This window comes from Nitrospira sp., from assembly GCA_016715825.1.
Classification (GTDB): Bacteria; Nitrospirota; Nitrospiria; order Nitrospirales; family Nitrospiraceae; genus Nitrospira_D.
Map to the genome: position 1 here is coordinate 323,566 of JADJXO010000013.1, position 20,731 is coordinate 344,296.

Consider the following 20,731-nt stretch of genomic DNA (forward strand, 5'->3'; position numbering starts at 1 on the left):
AACGGATGCGGAAATCTGTGAAGCGTGAAGCGTACTGATTCAAGGTTTCACGTTTTCGGAGTTGTTCTCGGACAACCTGAAACCAGTGACTATACTCCCGAACAAACGAGGCTTCACGAGCGACGCCGTTCTATTCCACCATTCGCTCAGCGACGTTTCAAGAGTCGGCCCTGCGTGCCTGGCCACAACAATAGGAGAGGGCTGGCGACGAAGACGGAGGAATAGGTGCCGAAGATGACGCCCCAGAGCAGCGCCAATGAGAAATCGTGCAGCACTTCCCCCCCCGTCAGGGTCAGTGGAATAAGGACAAGCACCACCGTCAAGCTTGTCACGATCGTACGACTCAGGACCTGATTAACGGCCGTATTGATTGTGGCTTCTTCGCTCTCGCGTCGGCGGGACTTGAGATTCTCTCGGATCCGGTCAAAGACGACGACGGTGTCCGTCAACGAGTAGCCCGCAAGCGTCAAGAGCGCCGTGACGATCAGGAGCGTGATTTCCTTATCCAGGATGTAGAAGGCCCCGACCACAGCCAAGACGTCATGAAATGTGGCCAATGCGGCAGCTACGCCGAACCGGAGTTCGAATCGCGCGGCAATGTACATAATGATGCCCGCAAAAGAGATGACGATGGCCACAAGCGCGTCTTCTTGAAGTTTCTTGCCGATGGTCGGACCGATCTCGGTGGTGGAGTCCACCACGAACTTCTGACTCGGGAACTCCTTACCGAAGATCTCCACCACGCGTTCCGCGACTTTCTCCTCGATCGTCGTTGAAGCCTTCACACGAATGAGCAATTTATTGTCCTGTCCGAATTCCTGTAACTCCGCGTTGCCCAACCCATTAGCTTCCAAGGCCTTACGAGCTTCATCGATTCTGATCGGTTCCTCAAACTTCAGTTGAACAGCCGTCCCACCGGCGAAGTCGATGCCCAGATTTGCAGACCCCCATCCAATCTGAACGAGAGCAATGAGGCCGAGCAAGACCATCATTCCTGAAAAGATAAATGCGAACTTGCGTTTGCCCATGAAGTCAATGTTGGTCTTCCCGAGTATCTCTAACATACGCGCTCCCTTTGGCTGGCCCTTCGTCTCCCCCTGCATCCCTATCGTCGAGGACGTCATCACTAAATGCTCAACGCTTCAACTTTCTGCTTCTTATGCAACAGATCAAAGATGACTTTCGTACCGACCAACGCGGTGAACAGATTGATCGCAATGCCGAGACACAACGTCACCGCAAATCCTTTGATCGGGCCGGTCCCGAATAGAAACAGGGCGACCCCCGTGATCAACGTCGTCACGTGTGAGTCAATGATCGTCAGTAACGCCTTGTCGTACCCCGCATCAATCGCTGATCGTGCGGCTTTTCCCCCTCGAAGTTCTTCACGGATACGCTCAAAAATCAGCACATTCGAATCCACACCCATCCCAATGGTCAACACGATGCCCGCGATGCCAGGGAGGGTCAACGTCGCAGTCAACGCAGACAAGGCCCCCATCAGGCACACGAGATTCAGGATCAACGCAAAGTCCGCGATCAGGCCGGACAAGCGGTAGTAGACCACCATAAACACGACCACGAGGATCCCTGCGATCAATGTTGCCCGGACGCCCTTATCGATGGAATCCTGCCCAAGGGATGGACCAACCGTAAGATCTTGCACGATCTTGAGAGGCGCCGGCAACGCACCGGCCCGGAGCACAATCGCCAAATCGTTGGCCTCCTGTGTGGTGAACGTCCCGGTAATCTGGGCCCGCCCTCCAGCAATACGCTCCTGGATGACCGGTGCTGAATAGATCGTACTGTCAAGGACGACGGCCATGCGCTTCTTGACGTTCTCTCCGGTAATCCGTTCGAATTCCTGTCCGCCCTTTGAATCAAACGTGATGGATACATAGGGATCGTTGAACTGGCCGATAGCCACCCGTGCATCGCTCAACACGTCGCCCGTCAGCATCACCCGCTTTTTCACGACATACGGCATGCGAAACTCGACGCCGGTATCCTTATCGACCACCCGCTCGAACAGGATTTGGTCTTCCTCAGGTAGTTTGCTCGCAAACTCCTGAAGCACCTCAGCCTCCTTGTCCTTCATCACGCGCGCAGGCAAATCGAGTCGGATATCTTCGTCCAGCATTTTGAATTCAAGCAACGCCGTTTCCTTAATGAGATCTTTGGCACGCTTTGGGTCTTTCACACCCGGTAGCTGGACGACGATCTGCTTCAATCCCTGTCGCTGTACGATAGGCTCGGTGACGCCGAATTGATCGATCCGGTTACGAATGGTTTCTAATGCTTGGTTGATCGCCGAATCTTTGATCCGTTTTGTTTCCGAATCGTGCAACTCCCAGATCGTAGTCGTAGCCGACCCCGCTGAGTCCTTGTCAACAAAGATGGGGAAGTTATCCACCAACTTCTTGACCGCCGTATTCGCATCGGCATCCTTCGCCAGAATAGTGATTTGGTCGTGAGCCGTTCTCTTCGTCGCTTCAATGGCAAGGCCTTTTTCAGCGATCAGGTCCTGGAGAGCCGTCACAGAACGGTCGACCGCAATCTCCACGGCACGGTCCTCATCCACCTCCAACACCATATGGATGCCGCCCTGCAAATCAAGCCCCAGCGTGATGCCCTTATTCGGCAACAGCTCCCTCAACCAACTCGGCATCGCGTGATAGGCCGGTTGATAGGACGGCAGAAAAGAAACCACCGATGCAACAATCACCAACGCCAACAACCACAAACGCCCGCCTACTTTTTTCATCTCGTCTGCAACCTCTTGTCCCGTGTGGCCGACAGATCCTTAATCTTTCTCGTCGTCTTCTCCGCGCAGTCGCGAGATATTGTCGCGCTGCATCTTGACCTTGGTGTTGTCAGCGATTTGAAGGGTGACCGTCTCCTTCCCAAGATTCGTGATCGTACCCCAGATCCCCGACGTCGTGATGACTTTGTCGCCCTTCTTCAACCCATCCAGCAAGGCCCGTTGTTGCTTTTGTTTTTGCTGCTGCGGCCGAATCAGCAGAAAATAGAAAATGATAAAGATTAAAAGAAACGGAAGCAGCGACAGGACTCCCCCTGCCCCTCCAGCGGCAGCTGAGCCACCTCCACCCGTCCCTTGTGCCCATGCAATTGATTCCATCAACATCGAACAAGTCCCCTTCTATGTGTGAAAGCTGCCATGACATTCTTCATGCCGATCCGGCTCGCCGTTTGAGGCAGCGGGCCGATTCGCCTGTCGGTCACGATTGCAGTAGAACGCCTCACGGAATGCCGCAAACCGTCTCTCCGCTAAGGCTTCCCGTATCTGGCGCATCAAGTCCGAAAAATACCAAAGATTGTGGATCGTATTCAGCCGAACTCCCAGCATTTCTTTGACCAGGAACAAGTGGTGTAAATAGGCTCGTGAGTACCGACGACAGACAGGACAGCCACACTCAGCGTCGATCGGTCGTTCATCATGGGCGTACTGTGCCTGCTTGATGACCACTCGACCCGATGCCGTGAACAACGAGCCGGTTCTTCCGTGACGGGACGGGACGACACAATCGAACAGGTCGATCCCACGGGCGACCCCTTCGACCAAATCTTCAGGAAGCCCGACGCCCATGAGGTATCGAGGCTTCTTCTCGGGCAACTCAGGAACCGTGATATCCAGCATCTCGTACATGTCGGCTTTCCCTTCCCCAACCGACAGTCCTCCAATTGCGTAGCCCTCGAACCCTAATGCCACGAGCTCCCTTGCTGAGGCAACACGAAAATCGGCTTCCAATCCTCCTTGGACGATGCCGAACAGTGCCTGATCGGTCCTGCGTCGCACTGATTGACAACGCTCAGCCCAGAGCTTGGTGCGCCGCACGCTGTCTTGAATCACGGCTCGGTCAGCCGGCAATGCGACGCATTGATCCAGCACCATGATGATATCGGCCCCCAACGACTCCTGAATCTCCATCGCTCGTTCAGGTGAAATGACATGGGTCGACCCGTCGATGTGTGATTGAAAGGTGACGCCGTCATCCGTAATCTCGCACAATTTTGCCAAGCTGAAGATTTGGAACCCCCCACTATCCGTCAGGATGGCCCCCGGCCACCCGGTAAAGGCATGGAGCCCTCCCATTTCGGCCACGACCTTGTGCCCCGGTCGCAAGAACAGATGATACGCATTGTTGAGGATGAGATGAAACCCCAATTCCTGGAGCTCATCCGACTCGAGTCCCTTCACAGGCCCCAAGGATCCTACCGGCATGAAGGTTGGAGTGTCGATCTCTGCATGACCGGTCGTCAGCAACCCGACACGGCCCTTGCAAGACGGATCCGGCTGGTCGACGTGATAACGTGTCATCTCGCGTAGCATCTCATTGACTACATGTGCTCAGGCGCTGAAATACCAAGTACATCAAGCCCATTCCTCAGGACTTGCTGAACAGATCCCATCAGCACGAGCCTGGCTGCAGTCCGTTGAGGCGAGAGGATTTCCAAAGCTGTTGTGTCGTCACGCTCTTGATCAGTCACAGGGGGCAACACCCGATGCTTGTTATAAAACGTATGCAGCTGCGCCGCCAATTGTTGGAGATAGTAGGTCACACGATGCGGCTCAAACGCCAACGCACTGGCTCGGATGACTTCAGGGTAAGCGGCCAGTTTTTTGATCAGCCCCAATTCATCGGGATCCGTTAAGACCGTGAGGTCCGTCGCATTCGCAGTTGGGCGAGCGAGACCCCGTTCGGAAGCCACACGCCAGAGGCTACATATTCTGGCATGCGCATACTGAACATAGTACACGGGATTATCTGCGGACCGCTGCTTGGCTAACTCTAGGTCGAATTCTAAATGGGTCTTGGAATCGCGCATGAGAAAATAGAACTTCGCGGCATCCGCCCCAACTTCGTCGATGACTTCCCGCATCGTAATGAATTCGCCGGTCCGCTTAGACATCTTCACTTCAGCGCCACCCCTCAAGAGCTTGACCAACTGGACCAGTACCACTTGGAGGCGCTCTTTCGGATGTCCATAGGCTTGCATCACGGCTTCCATGCGATGAATGTACCCATGATGATCGGCACCTAACACGTCGATCAATAGATCGTATCCGCGTCGCAGCTTGTCATGGTGATACGCAATATCGGACGCCAAATACGTCAATTGCCCGTCCTGTTTCCTGACAACTCGGTCTTTTTCGTCACCATACTTCGACGACCGAAACCACCAGGCGCCGTCCTGTTCGAACAAGAGGTCGCGAGCCTTGAGTTCATCCAGAGCCCGTTCAACGGCCTTCGACTCCAGGAGCGAGGTCTCGCTGAACCAGGATTGAAGCTCAATCCCAAATGCGGTGAGATCATCGCGAATGCGTCCGATGAGCTCTTGATATGCCAGCGTCCGGCAGCGGGTTTCGAGAGCATCAGGAGTCATGTCAGCTTCAACTTGACCCAGCTGTTCCTTGATCCGTCGAGCGACCTCGGTGATATAGGTCCCGTGATAGCCATCCTCTGGAAACTGGAGGCTCTCTCCGGACAACTCGCGGTAACGAGCATAGACGGACGCGCCCAACAGTTTCATCTGCCGTCCGGCATCATTGATGTAATACTCGCCCACAACGTCATAGCCGATCGCCCGCAGCAATCGGATCACTGCCTGTCCGACCGCCGCACCTCTCCCGTGGCCGACATGCAACGGGCCGGTCGGGTTGGCGCTGACATATTCAATCAACACTCGGCGCCCGGTTCCGATATCAGCGTGCCCATACCGAATTCCCTGCTGTTCGACTTCACGAAGCACTTCCTGCCACAGAGCAGGCTTGATGGTGAGGTTCAGGAAACCAGGTCGGACGACTTCTACCCGATCAAACAGCTGATCCCGTTGTAAAAGATTTTCTACGATGATCTGCGCGATATCGTGGGGCGCCTTCTGTTCGGACGATGCCAATGACATGGCTACCGTCGACGCCAAGTCACCCCATTCCGGCCGTTTGGGCGCATCGAGGGTGAGCGCCGGCCAAGCGGTGGCTTTCAACTGTCCCTTTTGCTTCGCGCCGTCGAGCGCGTCAAGCAAGGCGGTCGCGACCTTCTCATGTACAACACCTTGCGACACAAGGCTTCTCCTACACCCTTCCTAAGAAAAGGAAATGAACGCGGCACTCTAACACATGAGGTATGGAGAGACAAGGCTGTTTATCGTTGTATTACAGTCACTTGCGAGACTCATGCATATATTCCAACCCCTAACACGGTCAGAATCTCCTCGACAGCAAGATCAAGGCAAGGCTTCCCATGGCAATTCTTCACCGCATCCCACGTGGGACACACACAGGATGCCCCGCGTAATATCGTCACGTGGCGACCGGAAGGTGCCCATCGATCGGGTTCGGTCGGGCCAAATACCGCAATAGTGCGCACGCCCACCATGGCAGCAAGATGGGTTACGCCTGAATCATTGCCGACATACCGGTCCGTCTGCGCCAGGACTCCGACCAACAACGAGAGGCTCAGGTCTCGCAAAACCGGTGGTTGCGTGCTGAGGACGCTCAGCACACTCTCCACCACATCTTGATCAGCAGGTCCCTCCAACACAACCGGAGACATCCCTCGCTGCTGGAGCTGTTGAATGATGGAGGCCCACTTCTCATGCCCTAGACACTTGTGGCTACTTCCACTTCCCGGATGGACGAGTACCAGAGCGTGATCCTTCGGAACTCCCTTCCTTGCGATACAGATTCTCCCTTCCTCGATGAGATGGTCAGGCACGTCGAGGACATCCTCCCCAAGACCAGTTGGGCTGCTTGCAGCGATGGTTTCGAGGAAACGGTCACGCTGATGAGTCCTCTGCAATGCCGGAGAAAATGGTGATTGAATCCATATCTGCCGTACGCCGTATTCACGCAGTAGGTTAGCGAGCGAACGATCGGCATCTTCGGTCCAGGCCACGGCGACATCACATCGCTCAAGATACGATCGTAATTCAGTGGACTGCTCGCCAAACCCCGCAAACAATCCCGAACATACCTGCGACTCTGTCGCTATCCATTCATGGACCACACGACACTCCTCCAGCAAACGACTGACGGATGCACGAGCGATGAGCAAGAGGTGATGGTGAGGGTACTGTGACGCCACTTTCCTGATCGCCGAGACAGCTAAGAGGACATCCCCCAGAGTACCAGGGTGTATCACCACAACATTCCGTTTCATCTGGCTGCCTTCACGGTTTGTAGGTCATGAGCCTATCGAGTCGTCATGTAGTACGCGAGCGGCCTCAAGATCGGCGGGGCTATTGATATTGAAAAATGAACGGCCTTCTGGATCGATTTGCCTCACTTCACTGTCCGTCATGCATCGCACAGTGAGGGAGGGATGCTGAAATGCATCTTGAATTTTCACGTGATGTCTACGAATCATGTCCTCCAGAATCGGTACACAGCGTTTGGAATATATGGCATGCGTTGGTTGGATCCGGTTGTCCCAAGATGCGACGATCATATCGGCCTCTTCCTTCAACCCGATCATATAGCTGATCAGATTCACGTTGAGAAAGGGCATATCACATGCCGCAACAAACACATGCGGAGTGGACGCTTCTCGCAGGCCTGTATACAGCCCGCCAAGACTGCCGCAATGGGCAACAACATCTCGGAGAACCGGCACGTTTGCCGAGAGGACCGGGCTGTCCTGTGCAATCACGATCGACACATGCTGTAACAGCGAACGTAACGTCCAGAGCCCGCGTTCAAAGAGCCTACGATCCCCGAATGACAGGAAGCGCTTATCCTGCCCCATCCGTCTACTCTTTCCGCCGGCCAGTAGGACACCCGTCACATCTGTAATCTTCACAGAACCCATATATCCCATAAAAAAGAGGGGGTAGATTCCTCTACCCCCTCTTCCTACTACTGCTTACCGGTTTCCTGCTGCAGAAAGACTAAAGTGTCTTCCCCTTCTTCTTATTCGCCCGACGGGTCAACACCCAACCCTCCAGAAGTACGACACCCACGGCAATGACCACGGGATAGATATAGGTCTCCTGAGGAACTGGGGGATTCATAAAGGTATAGTAGAAGGCCGATACTGCCATCTTCCTTCCGGCATCACCATTATGTCCATCCCATGCAAAGAAGATGGTTGGAATATATTGACCTACTTCAAAGAACGTATCCTCATCGTAGTCCTGATCTTCCTTATTCCCAACCGGCCGTTGAATCATGACATACCACCGGCCATTCTTCCACTCGGCCTTCAAAACCTTCATGTTCTCTTCGTAGTCATAACGCTGCTGGAAATCTTTATCCCAGCCTGTCCCCAGAAACGCGTGAAGAGAACCATCAGCTTCCCACTTGACGATATCAACTGGGAACTGCTCGTTCGTGCCGAACAAATACCGAGGCTTAATGGGAGCTGGTAAATCCTTCCATTTCACCGCTGTCTGGATGGCAATCGCGTCGTTATACACCGTGTAATTATTTTGATGGGCCGCGATGGATCCTTCTTCACCGGTCTTTGGATCCTGCTCCTTGACATCGATATTGACCTCGGTCGGAGCCCATGGAAGCTTCCCCTCGGCCACGCTCTTGGTCCGATCATCCCACTCAACGAGATAGACGATATGCTGGTCATTGTAGAGAGACCGAACCCAAATATCATCAATCCGATTGACGAAATTTCTTGGCTTGTGCGTGATTTGACCACCCATAGCCACATATCGCTTCGGCGCTTTCTGCCACGCTTCATTTTCGAGATCGGTCGGGATCTCGCCCTCAACCGGATCTGATGGAATCACGAAATTGATCTTCGGCTTGTCTGTCAAAGGGTCAATCGGTAAGGGCTTTCCCAGTGTATCTCGCTCACACAAAGAATTCACAAAGTTGGCAATATCCCACCGTTCGTCAACCGACGTGTTATCGGCGAACGACGGCATTGGGGTGCCGTTAACACCGGTTGAAAACGTACGGAAAATATTTCTTACGTTATAGGGATCCTGACGGCTGCCACGAAAATTCCAGCACTTGCGCCAGTCTGCCGGCTGAATAGAAAATCCCCAGTCGTCCTTCAGGTTGAAAGCGTTTCCATCGCCCCGACCTTCCATACCATGACACTCGACACACTTTTTCTCTACAACAAGTTCCGCCCCACGTTTAATGCTCTCTTCAGTTGCTTCTTTAGGCTGAAGTTGACCGAGGTTGAGCACTGTCTGAGTTTCCGTCTCTTTATCTGTAAATTGACGATCCTTCACGAGCTCGGTCGTCACAAAGGAGAGCACTTGCAGACGCTGCTCTTCCGTCAGAATACCTTCCCACGGAGGCATGGCTGAACCTGGCAATCCATGAGTCACTGTTTCAAAGAGGTCATTCTGACCATCGACAGGCTTTTTAGCATCAAACAGTGGGAGTTCTCCGCTTGCAGTATGTCGAATCTTGAATGTGCCTTGATTGAAGTTTCGTGGTCTAGGCCACAACCGATCAGCTCCTGGCCCATCGCCTGCTCCATCGACCCCATGACACCAGACACATTTGGTGAAATACACGCGCTTCCCTGCCTCGATCATTTCCGCAGATGGGGGTGGCGCTAGCTCTCCCTTCTTGAAGCCTTCCGGCATGTCTTCTGCCGAGGCAACCATACTTCCGAAGCCGGTGCCTAGAAGGACTCCGAAGGCAGCAGCCGTCAGGAACCCGGCCTTCTGAGTAGTACGCTCCATCATGTTTACCCTCTTTCCTAATGGATACAAATTTCGAAGTTGGCGATGACTGTTGTTACCGGTTAATCCCATGTACGGGGGTAATAACCAGTATGCCAGTACTCAAATAGGATCACTTTCCAGATCTCATCAACAGTCAAATGTTGTTCCCATGGTGGCATGACTGAGGCCCACGGGAAACCCTCGTTCGGTAACCCGATCCCCCCCTTCGCAACACGCCAGAAGATGAAGGTCTCCTGGAGCTGTGCGATCGTACCTGGATCTGTAAAATTCGCAGGAATTGGATTGAATGCGAAAGCGTGGAGACCGCGGCCATTCAAATTATCGCCATGGCAGAAATGGCAATTTTGGAAAAAGATTTCGCCTCCCTCTCGCACATATTTCAAGTATCCTTGACTATTCTCATCCCATGGATTGGCATTGGGCTTCATCAGACGCCCCATGCCCTGCTCAACGATATTCGAATTTGAATACTCCTGATCGTATTTGCCCTCTGGATTAACACGATAAGGATTTTGCGAAGTCTGTAGCGTGTAGGTCTTACCATGAACTTTCGTGCTTGCCGGTGGCGCCGGATGTACTGTCCGCAACTCGATCGGCTCTTCAGATTTCGGCATCATGGCGTTGAAGGAAAACCCACCGATGAGAATTGGGAGGAGCACAAGATAGGCATAACGCAAGAGCTTGTTCACACCCGTCTGCGCATCAAGCACATTCATGATAGGCTGTTTAAACTTCTTCCAGTCGTCCTCATTAGCGGATATCCACATAAACACAGCAACCAGCCCAACCGTTCCGTACATAGCTCGCACACTAAACGGAATGGGTGGATAGACCCGATACTTGAGGTACAGAAGGAAGAATACCCAAAAGCCAATACCTTGCCAGAACCGCGGAATCCCCATCCCCATGGCGTTCAGGATGTAGCTCAACCCAGCAAAGCCCATAACGTAACAGCTCACCTCGAACAACAACTGCATGGGCATGTAGCCTTCCACCAATCGGATGGTCGTGGATGGGACAATATCAAAGGTCATCCCACCAAGAAGGAGAAGCCCAGCAACTCCAATCAAGGCACCGAGTGACATCAATGCTTTCATCTGGAAACTCCCTTTACTCTCCGCAAAAGAAAACGCCTACAGCTATTAGATCTTTGGTGGCGGCGCTCCTACTTTCACTTGCGATAAATAGTCAACGATTTTTTTCAAAGCTCCCGCACTCAATTTCTGGCCAAAAACTTTCGGCATCGTGTTATCAGGGAATGGCTTCACCACGTACGCGCTAGGATCGACAATGGACTCCATGATGTAATCCGTTGCGGTCTTAGCAGTGCCCTTATAGTCAGGTTCTTTGATCCTCTGAGCTGCCGTTGTACCCTCTTCAAGCTTGGGTCCGACAGTTCCCACCGCTCCTGGGATTCCAGGGATCGTATGGCACGCCACACATTGTGCCTTTGCAAAAATTTGGTCGATCGGTTCGGAGCCATCCGCCATCAGGGAAGTTGCACCCGCAGGCTTGTCGTCTGCCTCCTTTGGCCTGTCAGCCTCAGGAACAAACTTTTCGTATGACTTCACAAGCTCATCAAACGACGGAGGCTCGATCCCTTCCCGAACATACATCCAGGTGTCGACCGCTGCGAGCTCTGGAAGACTAAGAGAAATTGGTGGCTTATGAATCGAGGGCATCGGGCTTTCTTTGTCATTGGTTCCCTTTACACCATAGCCTTCTACGACATAGCAGCTCGGACAAGCATGCGATTCAGCAATATACTCTTGGACGGTTTCAGCAGTTCCGGAACCAGGAAAAGCTTCTTTAACTGAATAGATACGCTTCGACGGATCACCTTTTGAATATTTTGGATCTTCTAACCGTTCCTTACGGGTCGGAAGTCCCAACAAGTTAGGGGCACGCTCTCCGAGCATTCCTGCATGAAATGCGTGGCAGAGTGGGCATTGCCCTTTTCCAATGGCCCCTTGCTCTTTATTCTTCCCAACACCGCCGAAAATAATCTCCTCACCCTTATCAGCCAGCTGCTGCGTGGACATCGTATCCCACGTCACCTTCTCCTCTACCGGAGGGAAACCACCCTCAACTTGGGGCAGCCAGTTCCCATAACCAGAAAGAAAGGCAGCGATGAAGAACATCATGCCACCGATTTTGAACAGAGCGCTGAGATTAGTGAAGTACAAGGCCATGACAAAGGTTGTCACGGTAATCATGACCAGAGAAACAGGGAGCAGTCGGCTTTCGCCATAAAAATTGGTACTATAGTTTGCGATGGCCATGAACAGGAGCAAACAAGAGACGAGTCCGATAAACGCCTTGAACACGGCTTTCTTTTTAGCGACAGGATCGCTGATGGACATCTGAAAATAAACCATTAACCCCGCGATGATGGCGAGTGCCATCCACCCCATAGATATTGCTTCAGTAATCAAGTTACCCAAGGTCCTGACCTCCTACAGCTACAGCGAAGAGCTGGAAGCCTCTTGCACTGTTAAGCCAACCATCAGTACGAGATATCCCCTAATGGCTAGTTGCCGGTTGCGGGACACTTCCAGGAATTCCCGCCTTAGACTCCACAGGAGCTTTTTTTGCCGTCAAGCTACCGAGCCAAAAGACAAACAGAATACTAATCCAGAAAAAGAGCACGTTAGCTGAAATCATATTGGCTGCGAAACCGACCGTGTGGGTATATGCCCATGGGGAATTGTCTCGCATAATTTCGTTCACGTGCCAGAAAAGCCGGACGGACGAGCGTATGTAGCCCATCAGCCCCATCATCCACGTGAACGCTGTCGCCAACATAATGAGGGCATACTGAGATCTTGCGGAGATCTTCCCCCATTCTATCGGCCCCATTTGCTTTGCCCCCCTCATCATCACACTATTGAGTGCGAACATGAAGAACAGGCAAGACAACGTGGTCGCAACTTGCGGAACCGACAATCCCACACGGACGTTTGCCGGAATGTAATACCCATAAATGGCAAGCCAAATAATATTAATGTACGCGCACGTAAAGAATACACCCATAAAGATGTTGCCGAATTTCGCCCATGAGACGGTGGATACCTTATTACCTCGCATATACCAGACGAAACTCAGCACGGTCGTCGTAATAATAACGTTGATGCCGCCGTTTTTGGCCGACATCACTCCATAGTTACCTAACACCGGATGCTGCTGACCGCCCATGGCCTTCAGCTCAGCAGGGGTCATGACCATCGTGTGAGGAGTAATGAACACCATGTAGCCGCACGCAAGCAAGAACACGAGGTATTTGATGTAGCGCTGATACTTTTCAGCCCCACGCATCCGCCCCATGGCCTGCCACAGATAATAGTTGGTACTGAGAAACAGGATACCGATCATGGTGGCCTGGATAATGAATAGCCAGGCAAGCAACCCTCCCATCAACGTAATACCCATCTGTTGCCGATAGGCATAGACCTCCCGCATCAGCCAATAACCAGCAAAAGGCAGAGGGATCAAAAAGGCAACGCCGAGGGCCATTGCGATATAGCCCATCCAGTCATAATGAGCTCGATCCTCATCGGTCTTGGACGCCAGGAACTTGTAGGCCGCATAAGCCGCCACCACACCACCACCAAAGGCCATATTGCCGAGGATTCGATGAAGGTTAAGTGGGTTCCATAAGGCCGTATGGATGACGTGCCAAATATTTCCAAGATACCGCCCTTGCTCATCAACACCAGCCGGCGACATCATGAAACCGATCCATGAGTTCGCCAAGAACATGAGGAGGGTACCGATCACATTCAGGACCACCGACATGCTCAGGTGAATCCACTTCAGGAACCCCTCCCTCATCTTGTCCCAGCCATAATAATAGATGTACAGAGTTCCGCTCTCAGCCACGAACATCAAGGCATAGATATGCATGACTGGTCGGAAAATTCCGGATAAGTATGAGAAAAACGCCGGATAGAGCGTCAGAAATGTAAAAATCAATATCCCGCCTAAGATAGCCGTCAAAGAATACGCTGTCAGACTGATCTTAATGAAGTCATAGGCCAGTTGATCATACCGCTTCGCAAGCGCCTTGTCTTTCGTCACAACCCCCATGAACTCGATGATCATGCAAAAGATCGGGACTGCCAGCACAAAGCTGCCATAATAAAGATGCTGCTGATTGGCAAACCAGATCAACACACGGCTCTCAAAGTTATACCGAGGATAATCCTTAGGCCCGTCCGTGGTCTTAGGAGCAGGAGCGCCAACTACAATACCTTCGGTCTTGTAATAAACATCGCGACCCTTTTCGACTTTGTCCCCTTCCTTCTTCGCCTCCTCGCCCGCGACAGGAGCTTCTTCACCGGTAGCCGGCGAAGGCAGAGCCACGACGATCGGAAGCAGAAGGAGGCCAACCATCATGCAGAGCGCCATGATCGAAAATATGCGCTTGCCGGCTAACAGGCCCATGGAATACCTCCTTAGATACACCGAATTAAATTTAAAAACTCTTCAGAAGCCCTGACCACACGGTTTTTATCTATTGACGGAACAGATACCAGTAGTCCAGCCCCTGCATATCCATCAAGTAATGATCGACAAGAGTAAAATACCCTACACAAATAATAAGAGAGACAATAACTGCAATGACAGGGTTATTCAGCGCGCTCATCTCACCTTTCTCCTCTCCTGCCAGCACTTAAGTTTACGAATAACATTGCGCGGCAGGTCTTCAACGAAGTTAGAGTATGCCCTTCAACTCAACAAGGGCACTGAATGCCGGCAAACCAGTAGAAGAACCATAGACCAACAGCACACGTGATATAGAAAATCATCTTACCAATTTTTACCTTGATCTCGCTGTCAGGGGTAGATGTTGCCATTTCAGTTTTCACTCCCGATCAATATATTTGGTAGGCAGTTCAGAATTATTACGTTTTCTTGACAGGCACCCAGGCCTAATGTTATCTGATTCCGTTGCTTGCGCACGAAAAAACAGGAGAAACTGTGACAAAAAACTCAAAAGTGTTCGACATTATAGTTTTGGCTGGTATGGTTGTCAACATCATTTTGGCCGTGTTTTTGATTCTCTACTACTTTGACTTTCTGTAATTTCTTCACGTGTTTTCCTCTCCGCCGCCGGGAGTTTTTCCTTTCGAACTCGCACATCGAAACCCGATGGTTTCATCTCTAAAATCAGGCATCATCTTACTTCGACTCGTGATCCGGATATCCAGCCCAGTCGTCGTATGGCCTCCACCCCTGAGCACACGATAGGTCCCATGCTCTGGACTCATCGGATTTCGTTCCGGCGATTCCTTGTAGTAGGTCTCGTTGTACCAATCATCCACCCATTCGATAACATTACCAGCCCCGTCCATAACTCCATACGGACTCGTATCCGTCACAAACGTCCCTACTCGCGCTGAGACCTCATGGCCATCTTGCACTCGAGCCCAATTGGCCCCATCTGGCTGCTCACGATTCCCCCATGGCCAAAGCCTGCCGTCAGCCCCTCGCATTGCCTTTTCCCACTCCGCCTCAGTCGGGAGCCGCTTTCCCCTCCAGCGGCAGTATTCCGACGCATCTTCCCACGAGACATAGACGACCGGTTGATTGACACCTCGCACCTTACTCCCACTCTTTGCATAGCGCGAAGGCAGCCCCGGCTTTCGATGACCTGTGGCCGTCACAAATTGTTGATACTGGTGATTCGTTACTTCGTACCGATCGATGGAAAAGGCATCAAGAAAAATGGTGCGCTGCGGTTGTTCGTCGAATCCACCGTCATTCGTTCCTCGAATGAACGGTCCAGCTGAAATGACAACCATCTCTTCCTGAATGGGCTCTTCCTGGAGGGGCTCTTCCCCAGAAGCAGCGTCTATCCCTCGCTCAACCTCACCGGAACTTTCTGACGCTGACTCCTCATATGGGGTCACGGTCGTACCGCGCATGATCGCAACGATCGGCATGGCGGCACATGCCAGCACCACAAAAAGAAATACCAGCTTAAACTTAGATTCTAACATCGCCCCTCGAGCAGAGAATCCCTGCCCACCTATTCCAGATCACTTGCGCATCGAACACCGATCGTCACGTCTGCACGCCAATGCTTCGCAGCAAATCGCTTAGATAACCGCGCATTGTGCTCCGTCTCTCGCCACGAACCGCCGCGTACGACTTTCAGGTCCGCGTTGTCTGGCCCCTTCGGATCACGAAACGGTGATTTCTTATAGTATTGCTCATCGTAGGAATCTTCAACCCACTCGGCAACGTTACCCGTCATATCATAGAGACCATAGGGACTGCGGCCCGCCTCGAAGGACCCAGGTGGCGCCAAATATTTATAGCCGTCTTCGCTACCATCTACGTTGGCCGCATTGGTGACGAACGTGTCTCCCCACGGATAGGTCCTCTTACTTTCTCCACGTCCGGCCTTCTCCCATTCCGCCTCGGTAGGAAGCCGTTTGCCCGCCCACTTACAGTAGGCGACCGCATCATCCCACGAGACGCTCATCGCCGAGAATTCCGGTTTCAACACCTTCGACTGATCGTCTTCAAAGACCTCGATTCTCGGATTTCCTCGCTTCGTCATCTTTGCAAAGCGCATGTATTCTTCTTGCGTGACTTCCTTCCGGTCAAGATAAAACCCCTTCAAGTAGACTTGATGCTCGGGCGCTTCGTCGGGATCGCCATCATTGCTTCCCATCGTAAATGGACCTTCTGGAATCTGGACCATTTCCCGCCCTTCATCTCCTATCCTCGTCTGATACATCGAGAAGTCTTGCGCCGACAGACTGGTTGCCGTCGGTCGATCTTCCGACTTCACCGAGGCCGCGAGCTCTTTCATTTTTTTCGCCTTGTAGGACTCATACCCCAGCAAGCCGATCATCAGAAAAAACGATGCGAACACGAAAATAATAGACCCGACAAGCACACCTTTATTTTCCACAATTACCTCTACAACCCTACCATCATAATCTATGAAGATGTCGAGGGGCCAGCCTGTCCAGCTGCAGCCTTCCTCGCAGCGCGCACATCAAGCAACATGGAAATCTGAACCCCAAGAAAGCCCCCCATTGCAGCTCCCGCCCCTGCACCAACCCAGATACGATCAACCCCCGCCATCAGCCAGGCCAATAGGCCTCCGAGCAAGGTCCCGACAAGGATACTGATCAGAAATCTGCGGCCACCAAGAAAGCCAATCACGCCCCCGAGTAGAACTCCGATAGTGAGAGCCAGAGGCATCAACCCGCTGCCCATCGTCTCACCAATCAGCATACCGACGGTACCCATCACGGCCATCCCGAGCGTAATGTCGATTACCTTTCCTTTCGTCACCATGGTTCAACCCATCAGAGGAAACTGAACGTGCCGCCTTTAGTTAGCCGGAACGGCAATCAGCGGACCAAAATCGATCTCGACACCGGGAGCCGCGACGATCGAAATCCCCCACGCCTTTGCCGCCGGCTCATGCTCGTGGATCCGCTTAAAGTCTTCGTACACATTAATCCGTTCTTCAAACCACTGTCCGATATCTTGAGTTCCGCTTTGCACGACCATCTCCGAACCACTGAACATGCCGCCTTCCGTGAACGTCCCCTCTGGCTTAGACCCGCTCCAGACATACTTCGTAAAGACCGGGATAAAGAGCAGGTCGGTATCCAACGAGGCGTAGACGGCGGCAAGCGGCTCCGCTCCACTCGAAGCCTTATTGAGACGCCATCGCCAAGTCAAGACGGGATAGGCTTTCGGGTCCCAATCGATTTTCTTTTTCTTAATCCGCTGGCCAGCGTCCTTCGCCGACAAGAAGGCACCCCCGTTCTCCGATTGCACCTTATAGGCTTCACGCCCTTTCGATTGACTTCGCTGATTTTCATGATCCCACTGGGAAGGAAATCCATCAGGCTCGGTCGCTTGAAAGTCTTCCAACACCAACACCTGTCCTTCTGCTGCGACAGAGTCCTGCCAGGCCCCCACCGCTATGATCATCCCGAGCGCAATTGCTACGAATACCGATACACGACTCCCCATAGATACCATTCCCTTTCTTACGTTTCGTGCGACGAAGCCGGTTGGAGCAGCGGGACCTGCTCCTCTCGGAATTCCTCGCCCATCGCCGGCCGTTGCCCCCGTTGGCACATCCAGAACAATACGAGCACGGCCGCCCAAAAAACCACCATATTCAAGGTCACCATTTTCGTAGCGTACTGAAGGTCCGGGGTGAACGCCCATGGTGACACATCAGCCATCAGTTCACTGACATGCCAGGACAACCTCCCCGAGGAACGAATATAGCCCATTAAGCCCATCACCCAGCTGAAGGACGCCGCTAGACCGAATAATCCGACCATGCCACGCAGTGGAATCTTCCCCCACTGGATCGGGCCATGGACCACCGCACCTCGAAGCATCAAGCGGTTGACGACCACGCCGACCACAATCACCGTCAAGGTCGTAAATGCTTGCGGAGCCGAGAGACCGACACGGATCTTGGCCGGCAAGTAAAACCCATAGATGGACAGCCAGATCACATTCAACGCGCCGATGACATAAAGCACCGTGATCAACGTGTTTCCGGCCCGGATCCATGAAATAGTCATCGTGCGATTCGCGCGGCGATAGTACAAGAAGCTCAACGCGGTCACGAGAATCATGATATTGACGGCACCGTTCTTGGCCGACATCACGCCGTAGTTGCCGATCACGGGATGCTGCGCGCCCCCCATGGCTTTGACTTCGCTGGCAGACATCAGCATCGTGTGCGGGGTCAACCAAATGAAAAGCGCCAGTACGAGGATGCTCAATAAGAGTTGGTAATAGGGTTGATAGCGCTCGCCTCCTTTGATCCTTGCCATGCTTTGCCAAAGATAGTAGTTGATCCCTAAAAACAGGACCCCGATGAGAAGCGCCTGCACCACAAAAAGCCACGTGAGCAACCCACCCATCATCGTGACACCCATAGTCTGACGAAACACGAACACGGACTTCATCAGCCAATACCCCGCGATCGGCATAGGAAGAAGCGCACACACGGTGACAAACAGGAAGACATAGCCCACCCAATCGAAGTAGGCCCGTTCCTCGTCGGTCTTGCTGGTAAAAAACCGATAGCAGGCGTAGGCCAGCACCACGGCTCCGCCGGACATGATGTCCGCCAGAAAGCGATGCACGTTCAGCGGATTCCAAAGGGCCGAGTGCAAGAGGTGCCAGATATTTCCTAAAAACCGCCCCTGTTCATCCACGCCTGCCGGCGACATCATGAAGGACGACCAGGAATTCGCCAGCATGAGTAGCGCGGTGCCCACGATGTTCGTCAGAATGCCGATCGCCGCGTGGATCCATTTCAACCCTCGCTCAGCCATCCGACTCCAGCTGTAGTAGTAGACGATCAGCAGAATCGTCTCTCCGACAAACACCGCAGCATATAGCGGCATGAACGACTTGAATGTCCCACCCATGTAATTCATGAAACTGGGGTAGAGCATAATGAACAGAGTGAGCATCAGACTGCCGATCAGTGCGGTTACGGATAGTGCCAGCACGGCTACCTTGGCCAGATCCCGAGCCAGCCCGTCGTATCGGAGCGCTAACGCAGGCTTCTTCGTCGTCAATCCAAGGAACTCGATCAGCGCACAAAACAACGGAAGCGCCAGAACAAACCCGCCAAAATATGTATGTTGCTGCGTGATAAACCAGATGAGCTGCCGACTATCCAACGAACTGATCTGTGGATAGACCGTCTCTTGAGGAGCCGGCGCGGGAGGTCCCTGTGGAGTGCCCTCCGTCCCAAAATACACATCCACCGCAGATTCGGCGAAAGACGGATCAGGGCCGTTCCACGCAAACCCCATGGCAATCGACAATAAGGCAACACAGATCGCCGCTCTCAACATGGAACGCATGACTCGAACTGCTCGCCCCATACCTCTCACCCCTTTGTTCCGTTCTTCTCGAACGCCAATTCCACTCCAACGCTTTGGGGGGAACTGACCTGTTTGCCAAGAATCCCCATCACGAACGGGCAGCGCAACAAGCCGCTTGATAGTTGTGGAGCCTGCTCATTTTCCACGTAACGACGATAGCCCAGATAGTACCCGTACCCCGCCATCATCGCCGCCACGAAGGCACCCATCACAACGGCAACACCCGGCGTAATTGCCGGCTCCCTGGCCACAAACAACACGAGTCCCATGGCCACGAGGTAGTAGGTCGACGCAAATGCCATCCCAGGCCACCACCAATATTTGAGCAATTCAGCCGGTCTCGTCTGACGGAATGTCTGGATCCAGGATCCCGAAGGATTGAGCCCACCCAAATAGGCACAGAGCGCAAGCCCTCCCGCCAATACCGTCATGCCCAGGAGCTGTACCAATGCGGCATTGTGCGCATCGTCGATCGCCGCTCCAAGCAGCGTCGCAATCGCGCCAATCCCCATGCCCGCCACAGCCCAGGCCCCCACCCGCGATGCCCGTCGTTGTACCAGCAAACGCAGCTGCTCCCCGTCCGGAAACGTCACAAACGGACGGCCCAACACCGAAAGCCGACGCACATGCCCGATCTCAAACGCATCACGCGCGACGGATGTGCAGGCGATGATGACCGCCATCATCGCCGGCCCGTCAGGATGTTGAAGATAACTGTAGTGCATGATCCACAAGAGGGTGAGGACCAACAGAGACAGCTGAACGCCATACACCGCACCAATCCAACCGACCACCCAGCTGAGGAGACGTAGACCGTCCTGACTGGCGATGGAGGACCAGGTTGCGGCACGTCCGACCCGATAGGCCAAGAACGCCGTCACCATGGCCACGAGACTGCTGACCGCCAGCAAGACTAACGGTTCGGTAATCGGCACAAGGTGTTTCGCCAACCGATACACCCCGAAGGCGACCAGACCAGGCACAAACATCACGATCCGTTTTTTCCGGCGAACGGCATCCTCCGTCACCGCGAGGGTTAAACTCGGAAGTACTCGTAACGCCATTCTGTGCAACATCAGTATCCCGTCGCTCGTGAAACGTCGTTCGTGAAGCGCATAGCGGAACAGCTCCACTTTCTAGGATTAATTCGC

Annotated in this window: 17 protein-coding genes; all 17 read right to left on the bottom strand. The window is 53.1% G+C overall.

Annotation, left to right across the window (positions count from 1 at the left end; all coding sequences use genetic code 11):
- Positions 1-146: 146 nt before the first annotated feature.
- On the bottom strand, positions 147-1,064 hold the full coding sequence (gene secF, locus IPM58_18620) for a protein translocase subunit SecF (GenBank protein ID MBK9309055.1): 918 nt from the start codon (positions 1,062-1,064) through the stop codon (positions 147-149).
- A 62-nt stretch (positions 1,065-1,126) separates the two neighbouring features.
- Positions 1,127-2,764, bottom strand: a complete 1,638-nt coding sequence (gene secD, locus IPM58_18625; protein MBK9309056.1) for a protein translocase subunit SecD — start codon at positions 2,762-2,764, stop codon at positions 1,127-1,129.
- Positions 2,765-2,803: 39 nt separating this feature from the next.
- Positions 2,804-3,139, bottom strand: a complete 336-nt coding sequence (gene yajC, locus IPM58_18630) for a preprotein translocase subunit YajC (protein ID MBK9309057.1) — start codon at positions 3,137-3,139, stop codon at positions 2,804-2,806.
- A 21-nt stretch (positions 3,140-3,160) separates the two neighbouring features.
- Positions 3,161-4,339 (bottom strand): tRNA guanosine(34) transglycosylase Tgt, encoded by a 1,179-nt coding sequence (tgt, locus tag IPM58_18635; GenBank protein MBK9309058.1) that lies wholly within the window; start codon positions 4,337-4,339, stop codon positions 3,161-3,163.
- A 20-nt stretch (positions 4,340-4,359) separates the two neighbouring features.
- Entirely contained in the window at positions 4,360-6,084 is a 1,725-nt protein-coding gene (locus tag IPM58_18640) for an arginine--tRNA ligase (GenBank protein ID MBK9309059.1), read from the bottom strand.
- Positions 6,085-6,194: 110 nt separating this feature from the next.
- Positions 6,195-7,181: a glycosyltransferase family 9 protein gene (locus IPM58_18645; protein MBK9309060.1), complete on the bottom strand. Its 987-nt coding sequence runs from the start codon at positions 7,179-7,181 to the stop codon at positions 6,195-6,197.
- 24 nt (positions 7,182-7,205) lie between these two features.
- On the bottom strand, positions 7,206-7,820 hold the full coding sequence (locus IPM58_18650) for a molybdenum cofactor guanylyltransferase (protein ID MBK9309061.1): 615 nt from the start codon (positions 7,818-7,820) through the stop codon (positions 7,206-7,208).
- Positions 7,821-7,908: 88 nt separating this feature from the next.
- Positions 7,909-9,681 carry a c-type cytochrome gene (locus IPM58_18655; protein ID MBK9309062.1) on the bottom strand — a complete coding sequence of 591 codons (1,773 nt, stop codon included), beginning with the start codon at positions 9,679-9,681 and terminating at the stop codon, positions 7,909-7,911.
- A 59-nt stretch (positions 9,682-9,740) separates the two neighbouring features.
- Complete coding sequence (locus tag IPM58_18660) at positions 9,741-10,778, bottom strand: cytochrome c (protein ID MBK9309063.1); 1,038 nt, start codon at positions 10,776-10,778, stop codon at positions 9,741-9,743.
- Between the two features lie 45 nt (positions 10,779-10,823).
- Positions 10,824-12,125: a c-type cytochrome gene (locus IPM58_18665; protein ID MBK9309064.1), complete on the bottom strand. Its 1,302-nt coding sequence runs from the start codon at positions 12,123-12,125 to the stop codon at positions 10,824-10,826.
- Positions 12,126-12,204: 79 nt separating this feature from the next.
- Positions 12,205-14,124, bottom strand: a complete 1,920-nt coding sequence (locus IPM58_18670) for a cytochrome ubiquinol oxidase subunit I (protein ID MBK9309065.1) — start codon at positions 14,122-14,124, stop codon at positions 12,205-12,207.
- 647 nt (positions 14,125-14,771) lie between these two features.
- Positions 14,772-15,683, bottom strand: coding sequence for an SUMF1/EgtB/PvdO family nonheme iron enzyme (locus IPM58_18675; GenBank protein ID MBK9309066.1), 912 nt, complete (start codon positions 15,681-15,683; stop codon positions 14,772-14,774).
- Between the two features lie 29 nt (positions 15,684-15,712).
- On the bottom strand, positions 15,713-16,606 hold the full coding sequence (locus IPM58_18680; GenBank protein MBK9309067.1) for an SUMF1/EgtB/PvdO family nonheme iron enzyme: 894 nt from the start codon (positions 16,604-16,606) through the stop codon (positions 15,713-15,715).
- A gap of 29 nt (positions 16,607-16,635) precedes the next feature.
- Positions 16,636-16,998 carry a hypothetical protein gene (locus tag IPM58_18685; protein MBK9309068.1) on the bottom strand — a complete coding sequence of 121 codons (363 nt, stop codon included), beginning with the start codon at positions 16,996-16,998 and terminating at the stop codon, positions 16,636-16,638.
- Between the two features lie 36 nt (positions 16,999-17,034).
- Positions 17,035-17,688, bottom strand: a complete 654-nt coding sequence (locus IPM58_18690; GenBank protein MBK9309069.1) for a DUF3047 domain-containing protein — start codon at positions 17,686-17,688, stop codon at positions 17,035-17,037.
- A 17-nt stretch (positions 17,689-17,705) separates the two neighbouring features.
- Positions 17,706-19,559: a cytochrome ubiquinol oxidase subunit I gene (locus IPM58_18695; GenBank protein ID MBK9309070.1), complete on the bottom strand. Its 1,854-nt coding sequence runs from the start codon at positions 19,557-19,559 to the stop codon at positions 17,706-17,708.
- Positions 19,560-19,585: 26 nt separating this feature from the next.
- Positions 19,586-20,644: a hypothetical protein gene (locus tag IPM58_18700; protein MBK9309071.1), complete on the bottom strand. Its 1,059-nt coding sequence runs from the start codon at positions 20,642-20,644 to the stop codon at positions 19,586-19,588.
- Positions 20,645-20,731 lie beyond the last annotated feature (87 nt).

What these genes read in the sequence shown, in the direction of transcription:
- secF (MBK9309055.1), bottom strand. Translation starts at nt 1,064, where the DNA reads ATGTTAGAGATACTCGGGAAGACCAACATTGACTTCATGGGCAAACGC.
- secD (MBK9309056.1), bottom strand. Translation starts at nt 2,764, where the DNA reads ATGAAAAAAGTAGGCGGGCGTTTGTGGTTGTTGGCGTTGGTGATTGTT.
- yajC (MBK9309057.1), bottom strand. Translation starts at nt 3,139, where the DNA reads ATGGAATCAATTGCATGGGCACAAGGGACGGGTGGAGGTGGCTCAGCT.
- tgt (MBK9309058.1), bottom strand. Translation starts at nt 4,339, where the DNA reads ATGACACGTTATCACGTCGACCAGCCGGATCCGTCTTGCAAGGGCCGT.
- IPM58_18645 (MBK9309060.1), bottom strand. Translation starts at nt 7,181, where the DNA reads ATGAAACGGAATGTTGTGGTGATACACCCTGGTACTCTGGGGGATGTC.
- IPM58_18655 (MBK9309062.1), bottom strand. Translation starts at nt 9,681, where the DNA reads ATGATGGAGCGTACTACTCAGAAGGCCGGGTTCCTGACGGCTGCTGCC.
- IPM58_18660 (MBK9309063.1), bottom strand. Translation starts at nt 10,778, where the DNA reads ATGAAAGCATTGATGTCACTCGGTGCCTTGATTGGAGTTGCTGGGCTT.
- IPM58_18670 (MBK9309065.1), bottom strand. Translation starts at nt 14,124, where the DNA reads ATGGGCCTGTTAGCCGGCAAGCGCATATTTTCGATCATGGCGCTCTGC.
- IPM58_18675 (MBK9309066.1), bottom strand. Translation starts at nt 15,683, where the DNA reads ATGTTAGAATCTAAGTTTAAGCTGGTATTTCTTTTTGTGGTGCTGGCA.
- IPM58_18685 (MBK9309068.1), bottom strand. Translation starts at nt 16,998, where the DNA reads ATGGTGACGAAAGGAAAGGTAATCGACATTACGCTCGGGATGGCCGTG.
- IPM58_18690 (MBK9309069.1), bottom strand. Translation starts at nt 17,688, where the DNA reads ATGGGGAGTCGTGTATCGGTATTCGTAGCAATTGCGCTCGGGATGATC.
- IPM58_18695 (MBK9309070.1), bottom strand. Translation starts at nt 19,559, where the DNA reads ATGCGTTCCATGTTGAGAGCGGCGATCTGTGTTGCCTTATTGTCGATT.
- IPM58_18700 (MBK9309071.1), bottom strand. Translation starts at nt 20,644, where the DNA reads ATGGCGTTACGAGTACTTCCGAGTTTAACCCTCGCGGTGACGGAGGAT.